This is a genomic window from Sphingomonas sp. IC081, from assembly GCF_006874585.1.
In the GTDB taxonomy this organism is placed as follows: Bacteria; Pseudomonadota; Alphaproteobacteria; order Sphingomonadales; family Sphingomonadaceae; genus Novosphingobium.
The window spans coordinates 3,492,453-3,513,793 of sequence record NZ_CP029761.1; the positions used below are offsets into that span (position 1 = coordinate 3,492,453).

Genomic DNA, 21,341 nt, shown 5'->3' on the forward strand with positions numbered 1-21,341 from the left:
TGGAAACGAGAACGGGGGGCCATCGGCCCCCCGTTTTTGGTTCAGACGACCTTGCCCATGCGCCCGGCCAGTTCGGTGACATATTGCCAGGCCACGCGCCCCGAGCGGGCCCCGCGCCGACGTGACCATTCCAGCGCGTCGCTTTCCTCGAATTCCAGCCCGTACTGTTCGGCATAGCCGTGGATGATCGCGAGGTAGGATGGCTGGTCGCAGTTGTGATAACCGATCGACAGGCCGAAGCGGTCGGCCAGGGCGAGGCGGTCGTCCACCACGTCGCGGGTGTTGATCGGATCGTCCTGCTCGCTCATCGCGCGGCCGACGATGGCGCGGCGGTTCGAGGTCACGGCAAGGCGGACATTGGCCGGACGGGCCTCGACGCCGCCTTCCAGCCACGAACGCAGCAGGCGCGGGCCGGTGCCGTCGCCTTCCTCGAAACCGAGATCGTCGATGTAGACCAGGAACTGGCGGTCGACCCGTCCGAGCAGCGCAAACAGCGCGGTGACGCCGTGGAGCGCTTCCTGCGCGACCTGCACCAGAGCGATGCGGCCCGGATGCAGGTCCTGCGCCGCGCGGATGGCGGCGCGGATCACCGCCGACTTGCCCATCCCGCGTGAGCCCCAGAGCAGCATGTCGTGGGCGGCGTGGCCTTGGGCGAGCCGCTCGACATTGGTGACGACACGTTCCTTCTGGGCATCGATGCCGCGCAGCATGGCGAGCTTCGGCGCTTCCAGAGTCGTCACCGCGCGGGCTTCGCTGCCGGTCCAGACATAGGCGGGGTGGGCCAGCCAGTTGACGGCCGGGGCGGGCGGCGGGGCCAGGCGTTCGAGAGCGGCGGCAATACGGGTCAGGACGTCGATCTGGTCGGTCACGCAGTCAGTTCCTCGCTGGTGAGATCATAGAGCAGGTCCGCGCCCTTGGCGGCCTGTGCGAGTGCAGCCATGGCTTCGGGCACGATGTGCTGGGCAAGATAGCGGGCCACCACCTGCTTGCGCTTGGCGAAGCTGGCGGAGAGGTCCAGCGCGGGAAGGGCCGCGACCTGCCGTTCGAGCTGCCAGCCCGCCACCGCCACGGCGCAGGCTTCGAGGAAGGGCACGCTGGCGGCCAGGCGGTCGTCGAGCGAACCGGCGATGAAGCGTTCGGCCATGGCCTTGCAGCCGCGGGCGAGGTCCTGCAGCGCTTCGGAGGATTCGGCGGCGATCTCGTCCATCAGGGCGAACAGCACGCCGCCCTGTTCCATGCCCAGCTTGCGGGTCACGAGATCGGCGGCCTGGATGCCGTTGGTGCCTTCGTAGATCGGGGCGATGCGGGCATCGCGGTAGTGCTGCGCGGCGCCGGTCTCCTCGATGAAGCCCATGCCGCCGTGGACCTGGATGCCGAGGCTGGCCACGTCCACGCCGATGTCGGTGCACCAGGCCTTGACCAGCGGCACCAGCAGTTCGGCGCGCTGCTGGGCGGCACTATCCCCCATGCCGCCACGATCGAGCTGGCCGGTGGCGTAGTAGAGCAGGGCGCGGCCGCCTTCGGTCAGCGCGCGCATGCGCAGCAGGGTGCGGCGCACGTCGGGATGCTCGACGATGGCGACGGGGGCCTTGTCGGCCGAACCCGCGCGGGCGGACTGCACGCGGTCGTTCGCGTAAGCCATCGCCTGCTGCATCGCCCGCTCGGCGATCTGCACGCCTTGCGCGCCGACATTGATGCGGGCGTTGTTCATCATCGTGAACATGCAGCGCAGGCCCTCGTTTTCCGCGCCGACCAGTTCGCCGATACATTCGCCGTTGTCGCCGTAACTCATCACGCAAGTCGGCGAGGCGTGGATGCCGAGCTTGTGTTCGAGGCTGACGACCTTGAGGTCGTTGCGCGCGCCGGGCGTGCCGTCGGCCTCGACATGGTACTTGGGCACCACGAAAAGCGAGATCCCGCGTGATCCCGCGGGGGCGCCGGGCGTGCGGGCCAGCACGAGGTGGACGATGTTTTCGGCAAGGTCATGCTCGCCCCAGGTGATGAAGATCTTCTGCCCGGCAATGCGGTACTTGCCGGTGTGCGGGCCTTCGGTGACCGGCACGGCGGTGCTGCGCAGCGCGCCGACGTCGGAACCGGCCTGCGGTTCGGTGAGATTCATCGTGCCGGACCATTCGCCGCTGACGATCTTCGCCAGGTACCGGGCCTGCTGGCTTTCGCTGCCGTGGTGAATCAGCGCCTCGATGGCGCCCACGGTCAGCATCGGCAGCAGCGAGAAGGCCATGTTGGCGGTGCCCATGCATTCCAGCACGGCAACCGCGAGCGACTGGGGCAGGGCCTGTCCGCCGAATTCCTCCGGTGCGGAAATCGCATTCCATCCCGCTTCCACGAAGTCGCTGTACGCCTTGGCGAAGCCTTGCGGCAGCACCACCTTGCCATCGACGAGGCGGGCGCCTTCGCTGTCCCCCAGGCGATTGAGCGGGGCCCATTCGCCTGCCGCGAACTGTCCGGCGCCTTCGACCACGGCTTCGACCACGTCGGGGCTGGCGGCGGCAAAGCGCTCGGTTTCGGCAAGCGCGTCGAGCCCGGCGTTGACGCGCAGGGCAAGAACCTGATCGATGCTGGGGGGATTAAAGCTCATTTTCGCGGTTTTCCTTGGCTTTCCTCGCGACGCGCTATAGCGCCGGGGCATGGAGCGCACCAGTCGACCCGAACGCCTCGCCGCCGATTCCGCCGGGATTGCCCGCGCCGCCGAACTGCTGCGCGCGAATGGGCTTGTCGCGATTCCGACCGAGACCGTCTACGGCCTGGCCGCCAGGGCCGACCGCGACGAATCGGTTGCCGCGATCTACCGGGCCAAGGGGCGGCCGAGTTTCAATCCGCTGATTGTCCATGTCGCCGACCTTGCTTGCGCGCGGCGGATCGCCCGGTTCGACGACCGTGCCGAGGCACTTGCCGCCGCATTCTGGCCCGGCGCGCTGACCATGGTGCTGCCGCTCGCCGAAGGCGCCGAGATCGCGCCCGCCGTGACCGCCGGATTGCCGACCGTGGCGCTGCGCTGCCCCGCGCATCCGGTGATGCGCGACATCATCGCTCAGGCCGGACTGGCGCTGGCGGCACCGTCCGCCAACCGCAGCGGCGGGGTGAGTCCGACAACCGCAGAGCACGTCGTCGCCTCGCTGGGCGAGCGGGTCGACGCGGTGGTGGACGGCGGGGCCTGCGAGGCGGGGGTGGAATCGACGATCGTGGCCTTGCGCGGGGATGGGCGCTGGCAGGTGCTGCGCCCCGGTCCGATCGCGGAGTCGCGGATTCGTGCGGTTCTCGGCACCGATGCCGACGCCGTGACGTCACGGGAGATCGAGGCACCCGGGCAACTCGCCAGCCACTATGCGCCGGGAAAGCCGGTACGCCTCGGCGCATGCGAGGCTGCGGCGGACGAGTTCCACATCGGTTTCGGCGCGGTGGCCGGCCATGCCTCGCTCTCACCTGCGGGCGACCTCGCCGAAGCGGCCTCGCGGCTCTATGCGCTGCTGCACGAAGGCGCCGCCGCCGATTTCCCGCGCATCGCGGTGGCTCCGGTGCCGGAAGGCGGAATCGGTGCCGCGATCAACGACCGCCTGCGCCGCGCCGCGGCCTGAATCCGGTCAACGCGGCGGTGTGGTGCCCGGCGTGATGCGCGGCGTGGTGCCCGGTGTGATGCGCGGTGTGGCGGCTGGCGTCAGATACTGGATTTCGGCGTAGTCGTCGCGGGCCTTGGTGCAGGCATCGCGGTCGCCGCGATCACAGTCCTTGAGGTGGCGCTGGTACTGGCGCTGCAGCTTGCCAAGCTTCTCGTCCCGCTTGCGTATGGCGCGGCCGCGTTTCTCGTCGGCCTCGGACTGGCTGGTGGTGGCCATGTCGACCGCCGACCCGGCAATGCGCACCGGTGCCGTCACCACTGCGCCCACGGTGCTGACGCAGCCGCCCACCGCCAGCGGCAGCGCGAGGAGGGCGAGCGGGATCAACGGCGGGGTGCGCAATGAGCGGGTCATGGCCGCGAAACTGTCACGTCGCGGCTGACAGGACAATGAATGGCAGCGCTTGGACTGGAACTGGGGGCTGGGGGTAAAAGGAAGGGCCGCCCCCTTGCGGGAGCGGCCCTTCCTGAAATCGAGCGATGGCCCGTTCCGATCGAGGATCAGACGGCTTCGGCGCTCTCGTAGTACTTGGGAGCGTACTCGTTGAGGATCGCGAGGATCTTCTTGAGCGCGCCCTGTTCGTCGGTCTTTTCCATGGCCGCCAGTTCGCGGGCGAGGCGCGAAGAAGCGGCCTCGAAGATCTGGCGTTCGGAATAGCTCTGCTCGGGCTGGTCGTCGGCACGGAACAGGTCGCGGGTCACTTCGGCGATCGACACGAGGTCGCCCGAATTGATCTTGGCTTCGTATTCCTGGGCGCGGCGCGACCACATGGTGCGCTTGACCTTGGGTTTACCCTTGAGCGTGTCGAGTGCTTCGCGCAGAGTCTTGTCCGAAGACAGCTTGCGCATCCCGATGGCTTCGACCTTGTTCATCGGAACGCGCAGAGTCATGCGTTCCTTTTCGAACCGAAGCACATAAAGTTCGAGCTGCATCCCGGCAATTTCCTGCTTCTGGAGCTCGATAACACGGCCCACGCCGTGCTTGGGATAAACGACGTAATCTCCAACATCGAAGGCATCGGCCTTGGTTGCCATTTATCGTCCTTTCACCTGCAGGTTCTTTGCCTTACCTACGGCCTGGGAGAAACCCGGGGGGTGCGACAATGGAGACAATAGTCTCCGCCGCCCGGTCAGATCACTCTCCCAACCGTCTGCTTTCGAACCCTGCCTCGCAATGAAAACGGCTGCCAAAACGGGCGGGGAGCCCGGGCAGTCGACCGATTATATAGCACCGATGTGATAAAATTACCAGAGCCGTACGCAGAATTAACCCTGCACCACGCGGGGATACCCATGCGCGGTACAGGATCTGGTCGCAAGTGCCTCTGGTCAGAAGGAAACCGCGAGGATTCCGGTCCCCTCCAGAACGCCAGAGCGGGGTAAGATCAGTCGCCTTCGCCGGGTTCGGGCGAAAAATACTTTTCGAGCTTGTTCTCTTCGCCGCGCATGGCGTCGGCATCGGCCGGCGCGTCCTTCTTGGTGGTCAGGTTCGGCCACTCGGCGGAATACTTGGCGTTGAGTTCGAGCCACTGCTCGAGGCCGCTCTCGGTGTCGGGCAGGATCGCTTCGGCGGGGCACTCAGGCTCGCAGACGCCGCAGTCGATGCACTCGCTGGGATTGATCACCAGCATGTTCTCGCCCTCGTAGAAGCAGTCCACCGGACAGACTTCGACGCAATCCATGTACTTGCACCGGATGCAATTGTCGGTGACGACATAGGTCATGGCTGCGTATTCCTCTTAGACGGCCTCGTTGCGGTTGGCCGCTGCTATGGGATCAGCGGGCCCCGCGTCAAGCACTCTATAGCAGGACTGCGCCTCGGGGGCAGGGCCGCGGCGCTCGGGAAGGGATAGGATTTCTATCACCCTTGCACCCTGCGCTGTCGGCAGGGTGAGGATATCGCCGCAGACGACCTTCTGGTGGGCCCGCTCGATCCGTTTGCCGTTGATTCGCAGATGGCCGGATTCGGCGAGGCTCTGGGCAAGCGGCCGGGTCTTGGTGAGGCGCAGGAACCAGAGCAGCTTGTCGATCCTCAAGCGCTTGCCTCCGTTCCCGTGCCCGCGGTGTCCATCAGCGGGAGATCAGTTCGCCCAGCGCCGCGAAGGCGCTGTCCTTGCGGATCGGCTGGGGGCGCTGTTCCTCGGCCTGCCGCCGTGGCGGCCGCCAGCGCCAGCGCACCGGGGCCGGGGGACCGTGGGCATCCTCGGCCAGCGGGCGGGGCATGACCGGCTGGAAACCGGCCATGCGCAGCAGGCGGGCATAACTGGCGGTGGTCAGCCCCATCGACACGGCGCGCGCCGGATCGAGCGCGAAATCGCGCGATGCGGGGCCGCTGCCGCGGGCCTCGTGGGCTTCGCGCAGCAGCTTCTCGGCCATGTCGAGGCGGATCAGCTGCTTGCCGAGATTGCGGTAGCCGGGCGCGCGCTGGCGCTTGGCGGCATCCATGGCGGGCGGCATTGCGGCGCCGGGCTCGCCGCCCGGGGCCTGTTTTCCGGCGATCCGGGCAAGCTGGCGCCACAGCGCGATCGGGCCGGGTTTCAGCATGGCGGGAACGAACAGGTCGAGCGCGCCGACCCGCACGCCGAGCCTGGCGAGCATAGTACGGCGCTGCTTGTCGAGCCGGTCGACCCCGGTTTCCTCCCGCGCGCAAAGGCCGCCGCATTCGACCAGCGCGATCAGCAGGGCGCGCAGGTCCGGTCCGGCATCCTCGCTGCGGCTGGCCTCGTCGAGTTTTGCCAGCGGCGCGAGCGGCGCCAGCGCGGTGTCCAGCCAGGCTTCGAGCGCGGCCACCAGGGCCTTGCGCGAAGGGCCGGGCACGGCATCGAGCACGCGGTCGGGCACCAGGGAGGGCGTCAGCAGCGACCGGCCGGGCCCGAGCGCGGCGATTTTCTCGCCTTCCCAGCGGAGCTGGCCCGCATTCAGGGTGAGCTCCGCGCTGCCGTCGTGAATCGCGGCGGCCAGGGCATCGGCGCGGCGCTGGAGCAAGGCGGGCAAGTGGCGCTCGGCCGCCGCCAGCAGCAGCTTGCGATCGGTGAGGCGGGTGCCGGGATCGACCTGGAAGGCAAAACCGCGCAGCGAGCCGATATGCTCGCCTTCGACCAGCACTTCCTCGTCTTCGAGGCGGACCGAGAGCAGTCCGGCGTCGGGGCCGAGTTTCTTCATGAGCAAGGCAGTCCTGCGATTGATGAAACGTTCGGTAAGCTTGCCGTGAAGCGCGTCGGAAAGCCGCGCCTCGACCGCCCGGGCGCGCGCCGCCATTTCCTCGCGGGCGAGCACCCAGTCGGGGCGCTGGGCGATATAGGCCCAGGACCGGATCGCGGCAATCCGCCCCTGCAGCGTGTCGATATCGCCGCCGGTACGGTCGAGCTGGGCAATCTGCTGGGCCATGTAGTCGGCGCCGAGCTGGCCGTGGCTGAGGTCCTGCCAGAGCCGGGCGACAAAACGCGAATGAGTCTCCGCGCCCTGCTGGCGGAAATCGGGCAGGCGGCAGACGTCCCAGAACCGGGCGACCTGGGCATGGCCGCGCACCGACGCGGCGATCTCGCCGTCCTCGGACAGGCGCTTGAGCACGGCAAGGTCGATGGCTTCGGGGGCCGGGGCCAGTTCGGCGCGGTCGGGCGGGGATTCGAGATCGCCGATCAGCGCGGCGATGCTGTCGAAACGCGGTTCGGGTTCGCGCCAGAACAGCTTGGTCAGCGGCGGGAAGCGGTGCTCCTCGATCGCGTAGATCTCTTCCGGCTCGAATTCGGAATCGTGCCCGCCCGATCCGGTCAGCGTGCCGAAGCTGCCGTCGGTCTGGTGACGTCCGGCGCGTCCGGCGATCTGGGCCATTTCCGAGGTGGTCAGGCGGCGATGGCGGCGCCCGTCGTATTTCGAGAGCCCGGCAAAGGCGACATGCTGGACATCGAGGTTGAGGCCCATGCCGATGGCATCGGTGGCGACAAGATAGTCGACTTCGCCCGACTGGTAGAGCTCGACCTGCGCATTGCGTGTCTGCGGGCTCAGCGCGCCCATGACCACGGCGGCGCCGCCGCGAAAGCGCCGCAGCATTTCGGCGATGGCGTAGACCTGCTCGGTCGAGAAGGCGACGATGGCGCTGCGCGGCGGGATCCGGCTGAGTTTTTTCGCGCCGATATGCGAGAGCGTGGAAAAGCGCGGGCGGGTGATCACCTCGACGCCGGGGACCAGAGCCTTCACCAGCGGCTCGATGGTGGAAGAGCCGAGGATCATCGTCTCCTCGCGCCCGCGGGCGTGGAGCAGGCGGTCGGTGAAGACATGGCCGCGCTCGCGGTCGGCACCGATCTGGGCCTCGTCGATGGCCACGAAGGCAAGGCTGCGGTCGGTCACCGGCATCGCTTCGGCGGTGCAGAGCAGGTAGCGCGCGTTTTTTGGTTCGATCCGCTCCTCGCCGGTAATCAGCGCGACGTTGGCCTCGCCCTTGATCTTGCAGACGCGGTCGTAGACCTCGCGGGCGAGCAGGCGCAGCGGGAAGCCGATGGCGCCGCTGGAATGGGCGCAGAGCCGCTCGATGGCGAGGTGGGTCTTGCCGGTGTTCGTTGGTCCGAGCACCGCCTTGACCCCGCTGGGAGCGTCGTTTCGCGACGAAGCATGCGGCTTGTAAGGCATTACCCGCCTGATTTGGCATTGGCGCCGGGCGCCCGCAAGACTCGGTCCGCCGAAAAACGGGTCAGAAATCCACAGCGTTAGGTGGCAATTAACCTTGTTGGCGCAGAAGGCAGGGCCAAGCCCTTCGTCGGGCGCGCGATTTTTGAAGCCGCTGGCTTCGCAACAAGGACGGGCATCTGTTCAAGGATCTTGGACATGGCGGGGGGCTGGAAGGGAGCCTCGAAGCGGGGCAGGGCAGCGCCGGGGTTGCCGTGCTGTCGCATGCGCAAGTCGTGCCCGAATCCCTGGCTGCACCGTCTCCCGCATCCCCGCCGGACGCCGCCGCCAGACCGCGTCTGGCGCAGCGGATCGGCGCCTGGAAGCATGGCATCGAGCATTGGTGCCAGCGCATCGAGATCGCCCCCGACCTTGCCTGCGACATCGGCAGCCGCCGCTGGCTGCGCGGCATGGCGACGATGCTGGGCCTTTCGGTGGCCGCGATCGCGCTGTGGCCCGATGTCTCGTCGGTCGAGGCGGCCACCACGGTGCCGCTCAAGGCGCGCGAGCGCGACGAGTTCCGCAGCCAGACGATCGCTCCGCTGGCCCTCGGCGCCGATGCCGGGCGGCACATGGGCGCCAGCCCGCTGGTCCGCCCGCTCGGCAGCGTGCCGGAACGGCCGAGTGTCGATCTGGTCGCCACCCTGGGCCAGGGTGACAGTTTTGCCCGGATGCTCGAACGGGTCGGGGTCAGCGATGACGATGCCGGGCGCATCGGTGCGCTGGTCGGGCAGGCGGTGCCGCTCGACCAGATCGAGCCGGGCACGCAGTTCGATGTGACGCTGGGCGCCCGTCCTGCCCCCGGCGCGCCGCGGGCGCTGACCGCGATGAACTTCCGGGCGCGTTTCGACATGGACCTGACGGTCCAGCGCGGCGGTGGCGGCCTGTCGCTGGTGCGCCATCCGATTCATGTGGACGAGACGCCGCTGCGCATTCGCGGCACGGTCGGCTCCAGTCTCTATCGTTCGGCGCGCAACGCCGGGGCGCCGATCGCGGCGATTCAGGCCTACCTTCAGGCCATCGACAAATACGTCAGCCTCGAAAACGACATCCGCGGCAACGACGAATTCGATATCGTCATGGCCTACAAGCGGTCGGCCAAGGGCGAGCGGCAGGTGGGCAACCTGCTCTATGCGGGGCTGGAACATGACGGCAAACCGCGTCTGCAATTGCTGCGCTGGGGACAGGATGGCGAGATGGTCGCCGCCGCCGGCCTTGCGGAATCGCGCAGCACGGCGGCGGGCATGCCGGTGGCCGGGCACCAGACTTCGCCCTACGGCATGCGCCGCCACCCGATTCTGGGCTACGTGCGCATGCACGCCGGGATCGATTATGGCGCGGCTTATGGCTCGCCGATCTATGCCGTTGCCGACGGTGTGGTGAGTTTCTCGGGCCGCCACGGCGGGCACGGCAACTATGTCCGCATCGAGCATGGCGGCGGCCTTGGCACCGGCTATGGCCACATGAGCCGCATCGCCGTTTCCGCCGGAACCCGCGTCCGGGCCGGGCAGGTGATCGGTTATGTCGGGTCCTCGGGGCTTTCGACCGGGCCGCATCTCCACTTCGAAGCCTATCGCGGCGGCCAGACGATCAATCCGGCGGGCCTGCGCTTCGTGTCGGGCCCGCGTATCGACGGCAAGGAAAAGAACGCCTTCGATGCGCGCATGAAGGCGCTGCTCAACGTGCAACCGGGCGAGGCGCTGAGTTCGGTTGCGCCGGCGCTCAATGCATCACCCGGCGCCCGGCGCGAGATCGATCGGCTGGAGCCCAAGACCTTCTGATCTGCTCGCTTTCCGGCATGCGCGCGGCGCAAGCGGGTTTGCGGCCTTGGACAGTCCGTCTCATTGAACCGGCTGGCATTTTGCGGCTAACACGGCGGTCATGACTGGAGCCTATCCCCACACCCGCCTGCGCCGTCCGCGCGCCAAGGCCTGGAGCCGCGCCATGTACCGCGAGACGGTGCTCACCCCCGCCGACCTGATCTGGCCGGTCTTCGTGACCGAGGGTGAGGGCGTGGAGCAGCCGATCCCCTCGCTTCCCGGCGTGTCGCGCTGGTCGGTCGATCTGCTGGTCGAGCGTGCGAAGGAAGCGGCGGACCTTGGCATCCCGTGCCTGGCCCTGTTCCCCGATACCCAGCCCGAACGCCGCAGCGACGACGGCGCCGAGGCGCTCAATCCCGACAACCTGATGTGCCGCGCGCTGCGTGCCATTCGCGCGGAACTGGGCGATCGGATCGGGTTGCTGACCGACGTGGCGCTCGATCCCTATACCAGCCACGGACAGGACGGTCTGCTGGGCGAGGACGGCTATGTCCTCAACGACGAGACGATCGCGGTGCTGGTCGGCCAGTCGCTGAATCAGGCGCGGGCCGGTGCGGACATCATCGCGCCTTCGGACATGATGGACGGTCGCATCGGCGCGATCCGCGACGCGCTGGAGGACGAGGGCTTCGTCAACGTCCAGATCATGAGCTATGCCGCCAAGTACGCCTCGGCCTTCTACGGCCCGTTCCGCGATGCGGTGAACACGCGCGGGCTGCTGAAGGGTGACAAGAAGACCTACCAGATGGACCCCGCCAACAGCGAGGAAGCGCTGCGCGAGGTCGAGATGGATCTGGCCGAGGGCGCGGACAGCGTCATGGTCAAGCCGGGTCTGCCCTATCTCGATATCGTGCGCCGGGTGAAGGAGACCTTCGAGGTTCCCGTCTTCGCCTACCAGGTCTCCGGCGAATACGCGATGATCGAGGCGGCGGTGGCGGCAGGGGCTGCGGACCGCGACGCGATGGTGCTGGAAACCCTGCTGGCCTTCAAGCGCGCGGGTGCTTCGGGCGTGCTGACCTATCATGCCGTCCACGCCGCGCGGCTCCTGCAGAAGTGACGTCATGACGGATTTCCGCCTCGAAACCGACCGGCTGGTGCTGCGGAGCTGGCAGCGCGGCGACATGGCGCGTTTTGCCGAGGTGACCAACAATCCCGAGGTCATGCGCTGGCTGGGCGGGGTGATGGATGCGGAGCGGCTGGCCCAGTCGGAAGCCCGCATGATCGGCTTTCACGAGAGCTATGGGCACACGTTCTGGCTGGTCGAGCGCAAGGCCGATCATGGCGATCTCTCGGGCGAGTTGCTGGGATTCTGCGGGCTCAAGAAGATCGACGCGCCGGGGGCTTCGTTCCCCGGCGAATTCGAGATCGGCTGGCGCCTGCGCAGCGATGCCCATGGCAAGGGCTATGCGAAGGAAGCCGCGATTGCCTCGCTCGATGCCGGTTTCGGACGGTTCGGGGCGGCGGAGATCTATGCCATCACCGTGATCGAGAACGAGGCCAGTTGGGGCCTGATGCGACGGCTGGGGATGCGCCGGCGCGAGGAGCTCGATTACGACGATCCGCGTTTCGAGCCTCCCTTGCGCCATACGATCGTCTATTCGATCACCCGCGACGAATGGGCCGCGCAGCCGCGCTGATCGCGGCGGGGGAGGAACGACAATGAATCGCACCGACGTGACTGTGGCCGCCTTCAATGGCAAGGCGCCGCGCATCCATTCCAGCGCCTTCATCGCGCCCGGTTGCCGGATCATCGGCGATGTCGAGATCGGGCCGGACGTCAGCATCTGGTACAACTGCGTGATCCGCGCCGACGTGAACCGGGTGGTGATCGGTGCGCGGACCAATGTGCAGGACGGAACGGTGATTCACTGCGACAGCCCCAAGCCCGCGCGGCCTGAAGGGTATCCGACGCTGATCGGCGAGGACGTGCTGATCGGGCACATGGCGATGGTTCATGGCTGCACGCTGGAAGACCGTGCCTTTGTGGGCCTTGGCGCCATCGTCATGGACGGCAGCCATATCGAATCCGACGGGATGCTGGCGGCGGGCGCGCAGCTTACCGGCAAGCGCATCGGCGCGCGGCAGCTCTGGATGGGGCGTCCGGCCAAGTATCTGCGCGATCTGGACGAGGCGGCGATTGCCGGCAATCAGGCGGGTGTGCAGGCCTATGTCGAGCGTGGGCGCCAGCATGCCGAGGCGCTTGGTCTCCTGCGCTGATGGCAAAACCAAAGCTGGCTCTTCCTTCTGCCGAGGCGGTGCGGGCCCTGATCGATTCCGAGCAGCGGCTGGCCGTGCGCGTGACCCCCGGTGCCAAGGTCGAGGCGTTGGAGATCGCCGAGGGGCGGCTTCACGTGAAAGTCCGCGCCAAGCCCGAAGACGGCAAGGCGAACGAGGCGGTGCGCGCGATTCTGGCGGCGGCGCTGGATCTGGCACCCTCGCGTATTGCCTTGTTGCGCGGCGCAACTTCGCGCGAGAAGCAGTTTTCTATCGCGCTGTAGCCTGCGCGATGCGGTAGCCGGCGAAAGTCATCGCGGCGGCGCAGGCCACCGCCAGCAGCAGGCAGGCGGGTCCATAGGCAAGGAACAGGCTTGCACCGATGGCCGCTCCGCAGGCGAGCGCCAGCCACAAGGCAATGAACGAAACCAGCCCTTCTTCGCGCCGACCGGTGACGATGCCGCCAAGCCCCTGTCCAATCCGCACCAGGGCGCCGGTCAGATAGGTGAGGGCGATCGGCGTCTCTCCCTGACGCAGCGCGGTGTTGAGCGCGCCCATCGCCAGCACCAGCATGGCCATCATCGCCGCTTTTTGTCCAAAAACCGCCAGCAGCGCGCCGAACAGCAGCAGGCTGGTGACCAGCCCCAGCACCACCGGCTTGCGCCAGATACCTGCCCTTTCGGCGGCCACATGACCGAGCGCCACTCCCAGCACGAAACCAACGATCAGCAAGGCGGGTATTGCCGCGCGCGGAGTGTCGGCGATCAGTTCGGTCGCCAGTCGGGTCGTGTTGCCCGACATGAACGAGACGAAATAACGGTCGGCAGAGAGGAATCCCACGGCGTCGACATAACCGGCCAGCCCGGCAAGGGCGGCGGCCAACAGGCGGCGGGGACGATCGAGCCGGTTCACATCGCGACGATAGCGGCAGGTTTGCGCTTTAGCGACCCATGCCGCGCGCCATGCGGGACAGCACGTCGGTCATGGCCTGCGCGATGCTTTCGGGCTGCGGCGCGACATCGGCGATGGCCCGGGTCATGGCATCGGCCCATTGCCCGGCCGTCTGGCGGTCGATGGGGAACTCGCGGTGCATGCTCATCATGCATTTGCCGGGGTTGGCCTCGAACCAGTCGCGCGGACCGCCTGCCCAGCCGGCGAGGAAGCGCGGCAGGCTCCGGCGCATCGGTTCGAGGTCCGGGGCATGCATCGCGCGCAGTTCGGCATAGGCCGGGTCCTGCTCCATCAGGTCGTAGAAGCGGTTGGCGATGGCGTCGAACACGGGCGCGCCGCCAATCTGGTCGTGCGGGGATTGGGTCGTTTCGGTGGTCACGGGGCAGGTCTCTCCGGCGCGCAAGTGGTGATGCTGACGGAATAGACCAGAGGTTCCACGTGGAACTTGATTCGCGTCAATCGCGCACCAATGCTCGCAAGGTTTCGATGCGATCTGCCTCGTGCGCGGGCTTGTCGGCGCGAATGCGGTGGATGCGGGGGAAGCGCATGGCGAGGCCCGACTTGTGGCGCTTGCTGGGGTGGACCGAATCGAAGGCGACTTCCAGCACCAGCGACTTGTCGGTCTCCCGCACCGGGCCGAAGCGATTCACCGTGTGACCCCGCACATGGCGATCCAGCCATTTCAGTTCCTCATCGGTGAATCCGAAATAGGCCTTGCCCACCGGCAACAGCTCGGCGCCCCCATTCGTCAGATCATCCGGGTCTCCGTCCCAGCAGCCGAACGTGTAGTCGGAATAGAACGAGGACCGCTTGCCGCTGCCACGCTGGGCATACATCAGCACGCAGTCGATCAGCAGCGGATCACGCTTCCACTTGTACCAGAGCCCGGTCTTGCGCCCGGCGACATAGGCACTGTCGCGGCGCTTGAGCATGACTCCCTCGATCGCATCCTCGCGCGCCTTTTCGCGGATGGTGGCGAGCTCGGCGAAGGTCGCGGCTGGAATCACCATGCTGAGGTCGAAATGGTCGGGATCGAGGCGCCGGATCAGCGCTTCCAGTCGGGCGCGGCGTTCGCTCCAGGGCAGGGGGCGCAGGTCCTCGCGCTCCAGAATCAGCACATCGTAGAGGCGCACGAAAGCCGGGTATTCGGCGAGCATCGTCTTCGAGACGGTCTTGCGGCCAAGGCGCTGCTGCAAGGCGTTGAAGCTGGCGGCGCCGCCTTCCTCGCGCCCCTGATGCGAGCCGCGCACCAGCAGTTCGCCATCCAGCACGGCATCGACATGGAGTGCTTGGGCGATTTCCGGAAAGCTCCCCGAGATATCGTCGCCCGAGCGCGAATAGACGCGGGTTTCGCCGTTTACCCGCACCACCTGTACGCGAATGCCGTCCCACTTCCATTCGGCGGCATAGTCGGAAAGATCGAGTTCGGCCGCTTCCAGCGGATGCGCCAGCATGAAGGGACGGAACAGCGGCAGGTCTTCGGTGGAGGGCGCCTGCGCCCCGTGCGCGGCCCAATCGAACAGTGCGGCATAAGGCGGTTGCTGGCCGTGCCAGTGCTCCTCCACGTCCTCCACCGCCACGTCGAAAGCCTGTGCGAAGGCGGTCTTGGCCAGCCTTGCGGAAATGCCGATCCGCATGGCGCCGGTCGCCAGCTTGAGCAGGGCATAGCGCTGGTCGGCATCGAGCCGGTCGAGCAGGGGCGGCAGTTCGGTCATGACATTGGCACGAGTCATGCGGGACAGCGTGTCGACGGCTTCACTGACCGTTGGCGGGTCTTCGGCGCTTTCCGGGCCCGGCCAGAGCAGGCTGGCGGTTTCCGCCGTATCGCCCACGTAGTCGCGGCTGAGCGACCAGAGTATCGGATCGACGCGCTCGGTCATCAGGTTGCGGATCGTCGAACTTTTCACGGCCGGAAAGTCGAGCCCGTCGGTCAGTGCCGCCAGCGCCCAGCCGCGATCGGGATCAGGCGTGTCGCGCAAGTAGTCCGCCAGAAGCTTCAGCTTCGCGTTGCGGCTGCGGGTATAGACCAGCGCATCGAGCAGGGCGGCGAAGCGCTTCACTCAATCGTCCTCGTCTTCATAGCCGACAAGGGCGAGCGCCCGCGCACGGCGCTGGTTCAGTTCGCACCAGCGCAGCATCGCATCCTCGCGCCCGTGGGTGATCCAGGTCTCGCCGGGATTCACCTCGGTCACGGTCTGCGTGAGTTCGTCCCAATCGGCGTGGTCGGAGATGACCAGCGGCAGTTCCACCATCCGCTGTCGTGCCCGCTGGCGCACGCGCATCCAGCCGGAGGCCATGGCGGTGATCGGATCGGGCAGGCGGCGGCTCCAGCGGTCGTTCAGCGCGGAGGGCGGGGCGAGTACGATTCTGCCCGCCAGATCCGGCGTCTTGACGTCACTCACGCGTCGCACGTCGCCGAGATCGACGCCGAAACGTTCGTAGAGCCGGCACATCGCCTCCATTGCGCCGTGCAGATAGATCGGCTCCAGATGCCCGGCCCGGCGCAATTCGGCGATCAGGCGCTGCGCCTTGCCGAGTGCATAGGCACCGACCAGAACGCAGCGTTCGGGATTGGCGCAAAGCGCGGAAAGAAGCTTGGCGATCTCGTGCTCGACCGGCGGGTGGCGGAACACGGGGAGCGCGAAAGTCGCCTCGGTCACCAGTACGTCGCAGGGGACAACTTCGAAGGGCAGGCAGGTCGGATCGGGACGCCGCTTGAAATCGCCGGTGACCACGACGCGCTCGCCCGCATGTTCAAGCAGGATCTGCGCCGATCCCAGCACGTGCCCGGCCGGAATGAAGGTGACGCAAACGCCTCCGGCCAGGCGCAGGGTTTCGCCGTAAGCCACCGGCACCGCGCCTTCGCGGGTGGCGTAACGCAGTTCCATGATCGCCAGCGTCTCGCGGGTGGCCACCGTCTCGCCGTGCCCACCGCGCGCGTGATCGGAATGGCCATGAGTCACCAAGGCGCGGGCGACCGGATGCGAAGGATCGATCCAGCAGTCGGCGGGGACGACATGGATGCCGTGGGGTTCGGGTCTGATCCAGGCAAAATCGCGGGCCATGAAAGGAAAATGGGGCGGAAACCGCGTGGTTCCCACCCCATTTCTTCTTGGGTCGGATCAGGCCCGATCAGTCGTCGGCATTGGCTTCCGGATGGGTACCGGGTTTCTTGGCCGTCTTCTTCGCGGGGGCCTTCTTCTTGGCCTTGACCACCTTCGGCGCGGCGGGCGTCAGTTCGAAGCTGAGCGCGTCCTCCTTGACCGAGACATGGACTTCGCCGCCCTGCGCCAGCTTGCCGAACAGCAGTTCTTCCGCCAGCGGCTGCTTGACCTTCTCCTGGATGACGCGGGCCATCGGCCGCGCCCCGTAGAGCTTGTCGTAGCCGCGATGGCCCAGCCATTCGCGGGCGTCGGAGTCGAACTGGATGTGGACGTTCTGGTCGGCCAGCTGCAGTTCCAGCTGGAGGATGAACTTGTCCACCACCCGGCTGATCGTTTCCTTGGCGAGGTAGGCGAAGGGCACGATGGCATCGAGACGGTTGCGGAACTCCGGCGTGAAGAGCTGCTTCACCGCCTCGTCGCCGGCATCCTGCTTGGAGACGTCACCAAAGCCGATGCCCTGGCGGGCCATGTCCGAAGCGCCCGCATTGGTGGTCATGATCAGCACCACGTTGCGGAAGTCCACGGTCTTGCCGTGGTGGTCGGTCAGCTTGCCGTTGTCCATCACCTGCAGGAGGATGTTGAACAGGTCCGGGTGCGCCTTCTCGATCTCGTCGAGCAGGAGCACGCAGTGCGGCTGCTGGTCCACCGCATCGGTGAGCAACCCGCCCTGGTCGAAGCCGACATAGCCCGGAGGGGCACCGATCAGGCGGCTGACCGAATGGCGCTCCATGTATTCGGACATGTCGAAGCGCTGCATCGGGATGCCCATGATCTGGGCCAGCTGCTTGGCGACTTCGGTCTTGCCGACGCCGGTGGGGCCGGAGAACAGGAACGAACCGATCGGCTTGTCCGGATCGCGCAGGCCGGCACGGCTCAGCTTCATCGCGGTGGAAAGCACCTCGATGGCCTTGTCCTGACCGAAGACCACGCGCTTGAGGTCGCGCTCGAGATTCTCGAGCGCCTTCTTGTCGTCCGAACTGACCGACTTGGGCGGTATGCGCGCCATCGTCGCGATCACCTGCTCGATCTCGCGGGCGGTGATCGTCTTCTTGCGGCGGCTGGGGGGCACCAGCATCTGCATCGCGCCCACTTCGTCGATCACGTCGATCGCCTTGTCGGGCAGCTTGCGGTCATTGATGTAGCGCGCCGAAAGCTCGACCGCGGTCTTGATCGCGTCCGGCGTGTACTTGACCTTGTGGTGTTCCTCGAAGGCCGAGCGCAGGCCCCGCAGGATCTTGATGGTATCTTCCACGGTGGGTTCGTTGACGTCGATCTTCTGGAACCGGCGCAGCAGCGCGCGGTCCTTCTCGAAGTGGTTGCGGAACTCCTTGTAGGTGGTCGAACCGATGCAGCGGATGGTGCCGCCCGACAGTGCGGGCTTGAGCAGGTTCGAGGCATCCATCGCGCCGCCGCTGGTGGCGCCGGCACCGATCACCGTGTGGATCTCGTCGATGAACAGGATCGCGTGCGGCATCTTCTCGAGTTCGGAGACGACCTGCTTCAACCGTTCCTCGAAGTCGCCGCGATAGCGTGTGCCCGCCAGCAGCGAGCCCATGTCGAGCGAGTAGATCACCGCCTCGTTGAGCACCTCGGGCACTTCGCCCTCGACGATCTTGCGCGCGAGACCCTCGGCGATGGCGGTCTTGCCGACGCCGGGATCGCCCACGTAGAGCGGGTTGTTCTTCGAACGGCGGCAGAGGATCTGGATCGTGCGGTCCACTTCGGGGCCACGGCCGATCAGCGGGTCGACCTTGCCCAGCAGCGCCTTCTCGTTGAGATTGACGGTGAACTGGTCAAGCGCCGAATCCTTCTTGCTGGCGCTCTTGGTCTCGGTCTTCTCTTCGGGCGTCGGGGCCTGGTCCTCGGCCCCCTTGGGCGACCGTTCCTCGACACGCTTGCCGCCCTTGCCGATGCCGTGGCTGATGTAGCTGACGGCGTCGAGGCGGCTCATGTCCTGCTGCTGCAGGAAATAGACGGCATAGGAATCGCGCTCGGAGAACAGCGCGACCAGCACGTTGGCGCCGGTGACGGTGTCCTTGCCCGAGGACTGGACGTGCAGGATCGCACGCTGGATCACCCGCTGGAAACCGGCGGTGGGGGCAGGGTCGCCCTTTTCCTCGGTCTTCAGCGACTGGTATTCCTGATCGAGATACTGGCGCACGACGTCGCCAAGGTCGCCGAGATCCACGCCGCATGCCTGCATGACCTGTGCCGCGTCCGGATCGTCGATCAGGGCGAGCAGCAGGTGCTCGAGCGTGGCGTACTCGTGGCTGCGCTCCGATGCGTGCGAGAGCGCGGCGTGAAGGGTCTTTTCTAGGCTTTGCGCGAAGCTGGGCATCTAGGAAACTTCCTTGTGGGAGGGAAACGCCCTTTTTGGGACCTTGTCAGGGTGTCCGGGGCGTTCGGGGCGGGAGAGCTTGGAGCGGCGGCGCTGGAGGGAAGGGAGGGGCGGAAAGAAAATATGCGGCCAAGCGGGTTTCGTGTTCCATATAGGCACACTCAGGACGGTTGCGAGGGTCTGGATTCAAACTGGATCCTGTCCCCCCGCCGATCATGAGGTTTTTGGCCGGAACAGGGCGTCGGCGGCGAGCCGGTGGGCCTGGGCCGCGCGGTGATGGGCGCGGATTCGCTCGATTTCAGCTTCAAGGAGTGCGACGCGTGCGCCAAGTTCATCCAGAGAAAAGCGCTCCAGGCTTTCGCTGGCGAGAAGGCTGGCGGCTCCGAGGGAACCCTCGGGCGACCGCCGCCGCGGTCGATCATCATCGTCCATTGCGTCGCAGCATCGGACTGTCATTGCGCGCTGTCAATGGCCTCAAAGTATGTTCCCTTGTATAGGCCGTCTGTGGCATCAGGATGGATATGTTAGTTAACGCAGTTAAGCAGATGACCGCGGTCGGCTTCGATGCGCCCGGCGGTCCCGATGTGCTCACGCCCGTGACCGTCCCGGTTCCCCAGCCGGGGCCGGGCGAAGTGCTGGTCAAGGTCGCCTTCGCCGGGGTCAATCGTCCCGACGTCGTGCAGCGCCAAGGCAAGTATCCGCCGCCGCCGGGCGCCTCGCCGATCCCGGGCCTGGAGATTTCCGGGCGTATCGCCGTGCTGGGCGAGGGGGTGACCGAGTTTCTCCCGGGTCAGGCGGTCTGCGCACTGGTCAGCGGCGGCGGCTATGCCGAATATTGCCTTGCCAAGGCGGCGCACTGCCTGCCGGTGCCCGAGGGCCTGGGGCTCGACGAAGCGGCGGCGCTGCCCGAGACCCTGTTCACCGTGTGGCACAACGTGTTCGAGCGCGGTTATGCCCGCGATGGCGAGACGCTGCTGGTCCATGGCGGCACCAGCGGCATCGGCACGATGGCGGCGATGCTTGGCAAGTATTTCGGGCTCACCGTGATCGTCACCTGCGGCTCGGCCGAGAAGTGCGCGCGGGCGCTCGAGATCGGCGCGGCCCATGCGATCGACTACAAGGCCTGCGACTTTGTCGAGGAAGTGGCGCGGATCACCGGCGGCCGCGGCGTCGACATCGTGCTCGACATGGTCGGCGGCGACTATGTGGCGCGCAATCTGAAGTGCCTCGCCCCCGATGGCCGGCACGTGACCATCGCCGTGCAGGGCGGCGCAAAGGCCGAAATCAACATGGCGGTGGTGATGACCCGCCGCTATACCCTGACCGGATCGACCCTGAGGGCCCGCTCCGACGCGTTCAAGGGCCTGCTGGCGCAGGAGATCCTCGCCAATGCCTGGCCGCTGGTCGAGGAAGGCGAACTGCGGCCGGTGATGGACGCGCGCTTTGCGCTCGGCGAGGCGGCCGCCGCCCATGCGCGCATGGAAGCGGGCGACCACGTCGGCAAGATCGTGCTGGAGATCTGATCGCTGCAGGGCGGGCCGGTCTTGCGCGGAAAATGCGCGGCGGCGCATTTTCATTACGCAAGCCGGCAAGTCTTCCGGTGATTGTGGCCCGCTTTTGCCAAGTCGTTTCAAATTCGCGCGCGATCGAAGGGATGAAACCGAGCCTTTTGCTTGCCCAAAGCGCAAAGTTTCCCTAAATCGGGCCCGTACGGCCGCTCCGCAAAGGGGCGGCCCTTATTGTTTCCGCCGGAGATAGAGACATGAGCCAGCCCACTCCGCTGATGCCGCACGCGACCGCCTCTTGGCTGGTCGACAGCACCGCGTTGACCTTTGAGCAGATCGCCGAGTTCTGCGGCCTGCACATGCTCGAAGTGCAGGCGATGGCCGACGATCTGGCATCCAGCAAGTATACCGGACGCGATCCCGTGCGTTCGGGCGAACTGACCATGGAAGAGATCGAGAAGGGTCAGGCAAACCCGGAGTACAAGCTCCGCATGCACAAGATCCCGGTCACGTCCAATCGTACCAAGGGCCCGCGCTATACGCCGGTGTCGAAGCGCCAGGACAAGCCGGACGGCATCGCCTGGATCCTGCGCAACCACCCCGAGGTGTCGGACGCGCAGATCGGCAAGCTGATCGGCACGACCCGCAACACCATCGCCGCGATCCGCGACCGTTCGCACTGGAACATCGCCAACATCACGCCGAAGGACCCGGTCACACTGGGCTTGTGCTCGCAGCGCGAGCTCGACTTCATCGTGTTCAAGGCCGCCAAGAAGGCCGGTATCGAGGACGATGGCCGCAACGACGAGCGTCTGACCGACGACCGCGAAGCGCTGATCGAGGAACTGCGCGCCGAGCGTGACGCCGCCTCGCGCGCCGCTTCGGAAGCCGCGCAGGAAGCCGAAGTGGCCGCTTGGCTCCAGGCCAAGCGCGCTGCCGAAGCCGCGGAAGAGCAGGGCGAGTAACCTCGTCCCGCCATCCGCAAGGCCATCGGGCCGCCGGACAAACAAAAAGCCCCGCGACGATCACTCGTCGCGGGGCTTTTTGTTTGTC

The 21,341-nt window shown here is 66.8% G+C and carries 21 protein-coding genes; 8 read left to right on the forward strand and 13 right to left on the reverse strand.

Translation table 11 applies throughout. The features are described from left to right. Positions 1-41 precede the first annotated feature (41 nt). Together DM450_RS16505 and DM450_RS16510 are read right to left on the reverse strand one after the other, a co-directional pair. On the reverse strand, positions 42-869 hold the full coding sequence (locus DM450_RS16505; RefSeq protein WP_142636621.1) for a DUF815 domain-containing protein: 828 nt from the start codon (positions 867-869) through the stop codon (positions 42-44). Continuing rightward, on the reverse strand, positions 866-2,599 hold the full coding sequence (locus DM450_RS16510; protein WP_142636623.1) for an acyl-CoA dehydrogenase: 1,734 nt from the start codon (positions 2,597-2,599) through the stop codon (positions 866-868). Before DM450_RS16510 ends, DM450_RS16505 begins: the two co-directional genes overlap by 4 nt. A 49-nt stretch (positions 2,600-2,648) precedes the next feature. Here DM450_RS16510 and DM450_RS16515 point away from each other — a divergent pair, with 49 nt between their 5' ends. Further along, positions 2,649-3,596, forward strand: a complete 948-nt coding sequence (locus DM450_RS16515) for an L-threonylcarbamoyladenylate synthase (RefSeq protein ID WP_142636625.1) — start codon at positions 2,649-2,651, stop codon at positions 3,594-3,596. Between the two features lie 6 nt (positions 3,597-3,602). Here DM450_RS16515 and DM450_RS16520 read toward each other — a convergent pair whose 3' ends face one another. The 5 genes from DM450_RS16520 to DM450_RS16540 form a co-directional block, all read right to left on the reverse strand. Continuing rightward, entirely contained in the window at positions 3,603-3,989 is a 387-nt protein-coding gene (locus DM450_RS16520; protein ID WP_260609936.1) for a hypothetical protein, read from the reverse strand. 146 nt (positions 3,990-4,135) lie between these two features. Further along, positions 4,136-4,669, reverse strand: a complete 534-nt coding sequence (locus DM450_RS16525) for a CarD family transcriptional regulator (protein ID WP_142636627.1) — start codon at positions 4,667-4,669, stop codon at positions 4,136-4,138. 350 nt (positions 4,670-5,019) lie between these two features. After that, positions 5,020-5,358 (reverse strand): ferredoxin FdxA, encoded by a 339-nt coding sequence (gene fdxA, locus DM450_RS16530; protein WP_142636629.1) that lies wholly within the window; start codon positions 5,356-5,358, stop codon positions 5,020-5,022. Between the two features lie 15 nt (positions 5,359-5,373). Then, on the reverse strand, positions 5,374-5,670 hold the full coding sequence (locus DM450_RS16535; protein WP_142636631.1) for an RNA-binding S4 domain-containing protein: 297 nt from the start codon (positions 5,668-5,670) through the stop codon (positions 5,374-5,376). A gap of 34 nt (positions 5,671-5,704) precedes the next feature. Further along, positions 5,705-8,260, reverse strand: a complete 2,556-nt coding sequence (locus DM450_RS16540; RefSeq protein ID WP_142636633.1) for a helicase-related protein — start codon at positions 8,258-8,260, stop codon at positions 5,705-5,707. Between the two features lie 272 nt (positions 8,261-8,532). Between DM450_RS16540 and DM450_RS16545 the strand changes: the two genes are divergently transcribed. The 5 genes from DM450_RS16545 to DM450_RS16565 all read left to right on the forward strand — a co-directional run bounded on the left by DM450_RS16545 (position 8,533) and on the right by DM450_RS16565 (position 12,614). After that, the gene (locus tag DM450_RS16545) at positions 8,533-10,077 is read left to right on the forward strand and encodes a M23 family metallopeptidase (protein WP_260609938.1); all 1,545 of its coding nucleotides are present in this window, start codon (positions 8,533-8,535) and stop codon (positions 10,075-10,077) included. 100 nt (positions 10,078-10,177) lie between these two features. Further along, positions 10,178-11,173: a porphobilinogen synthase gene (gene hemB, locus DM450_RS16550; protein WP_142636637.1), complete on the forward strand. Its 996-nt coding sequence runs from the start codon at positions 10,178-10,180 to the stop codon at positions 11,171-11,173. Positions 11,174-11,177: 4 nt separating this feature from the next. Continuing rightward, complete coding sequence (locus DM450_RS16555) at positions 11,178-11,753, forward strand: GNAT family N-acetyltransferase (RefSeq protein WP_142636639.1); 576 nt, start codon at positions 11,178-11,180, stop codon at positions 11,751-11,753. A 22-nt stretch (positions 11,754-11,775) separates the two neighbouring features. After that, positions 11,776-12,333 carry a gamma carbonic anhydrase family protein gene (locus DM450_RS16560; RefSeq protein ID WP_142636641.1) on the forward strand — a complete coding sequence of 186 codons (558 nt, stop codon included), beginning with the start codon at positions 11,776-11,778 and terminating at the stop codon, positions 12,331-12,333. Then, positions 12,333-12,614 carry a DUF167 domain-containing protein gene (locus DM450_RS16565; protein WP_142636643.1) on the forward strand — a complete coding sequence of 94 codons (282 nt, stop codon included), beginning with the start codon at positions 12,333-12,335 and terminating at the stop codon, positions 12,612-12,614. Before DM450_RS16560 ends, DM450_RS16565 begins: the two co-directional genes overlap by 1 nt. Here the strand turns inward: DM450_RS16565 and DM450_RS16570 are convergent. From DM450_RS16570 to DM450_RS16595, 6 genes are all read right to left on the reverse strand, one after another. Further along, positions 12,601-13,242: a YoaK family protein gene (locus DM450_RS16570; RefSeq protein ID WP_142636645.1), complete on the reverse strand. Its 642-nt coding sequence runs from the start codon at positions 13,240-13,242 to the stop codon at positions 12,601-12,603. The genes DM450_RS16565 and DM450_RS16570 overlap by 14 nt on opposite strands. Positions 13,243-13,270: 28 nt before the next feature. Further along, positions 13,271-13,660 (reverse strand): group II truncated hemoglobin, encoded by a 390-nt coding sequence (locus DM450_RS16575; protein WP_142636647.1) that lies wholly within the window; start codon positions 13,658-13,660, stop codon positions 13,271-13,273. Between the two features lie 76 nt (positions 13,661-13,736). Next, positions 13,737-15,341 (reverse strand): cisplatin damage response ATP-dependent DNA ligase, encoded by a 1,605-nt coding sequence (locus tag DM450_RS16580; protein WP_142636649.1) that lies wholly within the window; start codon positions 15,339-15,341, stop codon positions 13,737-13,739. Then, positions 15,342-16,346: a ligase-associated DNA damage response exonuclease gene (locus DM450_RS16585; RefSeq protein WP_142636651.1), complete on the reverse strand. Its 1,005-nt coding sequence runs from the start codon at positions 16,344-16,346 to the stop codon at positions 15,342-15,344. A gap of 67 nt (positions 16,347-16,413) precedes the next feature. Continuing rightward, positions 16,414-18,783 carry an ATP-dependent Clp protease ATP-binding subunit ClpA gene (gene clpA / locus DM450_RS16590; protein WP_142636653.1) on the reverse strand — a complete coding sequence of 790 codons (2,370 nt, stop codon included), beginning with the start codon at positions 18,781-18,783 and terminating at the stop codon, positions 16,414-16,416. A gap of 213 nt (positions 18,784-18,996) precedes the next feature. Then, on the reverse strand, positions 18,997-19,215 hold the full coding sequence (locus DM450_RS16595) for a DUF1192 domain-containing protein (RefSeq protein ID WP_142636655.1): 219 nt from the start codon (positions 19,213-19,215) through the stop codon (positions 18,997-18,999). Between the two features lie 113 nt (positions 19,216-19,328). Here DM450_RS16595 and DM450_RS16600 point away from each other — a divergent pair, with 113 nt between their 5' ends. Together DM450_RS16600 and DM450_RS16605 are read left to right on the forward strand one after the other, a co-directional pair. After that, positions 19,329-20,306 (forward strand): NAD(P)H-quinone oxidoreductase, encoded by a 978-nt coding sequence (locus tag DM450_RS16600; RefSeq protein WP_185928637.1) that lies wholly within the window; start codon positions 19,329-19,331, stop codon positions 20,304-20,306. Between the two features lie 239 nt (positions 20,307-20,545). After that, complete coding sequence (locus DM450_RS16605) at positions 20,546-21,253, forward strand: DUF1013 domain-containing protein (protein ID WP_142636659.1); 708 nt, start codon at positions 20,546-20,548, stop codon at positions 21,251-21,253. The last annotated feature ends 88 nt before the right edge of the window (positions 21,254-21,341 follow it).

Coding starts and splice junctions, on each gene's coding strand:
- DM450_RS16510 (WP_142636623.1), bottom strand. CDS start 2,599: ATGAGCTTTAATCCCCCCAGCATCGATCAGGTTCTTGCCCTGCGCGTC.
- DM450_RS16515 (WP_142636625.1), top strand. CDS start 2,649: ATGGAGCGCACCAGTCGACCCGAACGCCTCGCCGCCGATTCCGCCGGG.
- DM450_RS16520 (WP_260609936.1), bottom strand. CDS start 3,989: ATGACCCGCTCATTGCGCACCCCGCCGTTGATCCCGCTCGCCCTCCTC.
- DM450_RS16525 (WP_142636627.1), bottom strand. CDS start 4,669: ATGGCAACCAAGGCCGATGCCTTCGATGTTGGAGATTACGTCGTTTAT.
- fdxA (WP_142636629.1), bottom strand. CDS start 5,358: ATGACCTATGTCGTCACCGACAATTGCATCCGGTGCAAGTACATGGAT.
- DM450_RS16540 (WP_142636633.1), bottom strand. CDS start 8,260: ATGCCTTACAAGCCGCATGCTTCGTCGCGAAACGACGCTCCCAGCGGG.
- hemB (WP_142636637.1), top strand. CDS start 10,178: ATGACTGGAGCCTATCCCCACACCCGCCTGCGCCGTCCGCGCGCCAAG.
- DM450_RS16555 (WP_142636639.1), top strand. CDS start 11,178: ATGACGGATTTCCGCCTCGAAACCGACCGGCTGGTGCTGCGGAGCTGG.
- DM450_RS16560 (WP_142636641.1), top strand. CDS start 11,776: ATGAATCGCACCGACGTGACTGTGGCCGCCTTCAATGGCAAGGCGCCG.
- DM450_RS16565 (WP_142636643.1), top strand. CDS start 12,333: ATGGCAAAACCAAAGCTGGCTCTTCCTTCTGCCGAGGCGGTGCGGGCC.
- DM450_RS16585 (WP_142636651.1), bottom strand. CDS start 16,346: ATGGCCCGCGATTTTGCCTGGATCAGACCCGAACCCCACGGCATCCAT.
- clpA (WP_142636653.1), bottom strand. CDS start 18,783: ATGCCCAGCTTCGCGCAAAGCCTAGAAAAGACCCTTCACGCCGCGCTC.
- DM450_RS16595 (WP_142636655.1), bottom strand. CDS start 19,215: ATGGACGATGATGATCGACCGCGGCGGCGGTCGCCCGAGGGTTCCCTC.
- DM450_RS16600 (WP_185928637.1), top strand. CDS start 19,329: ATGACCGCGGTCGGCTTCGATGCGCCCGGCGGTCCCGATGTGCTCACG.
- DM450_RS16605 (WP_142636659.1), top strand. CDS start 20,546: ATGAGCCAGCCCACTCCGCTGATGCCGCACGCGACCGCCTCTTGGCTG.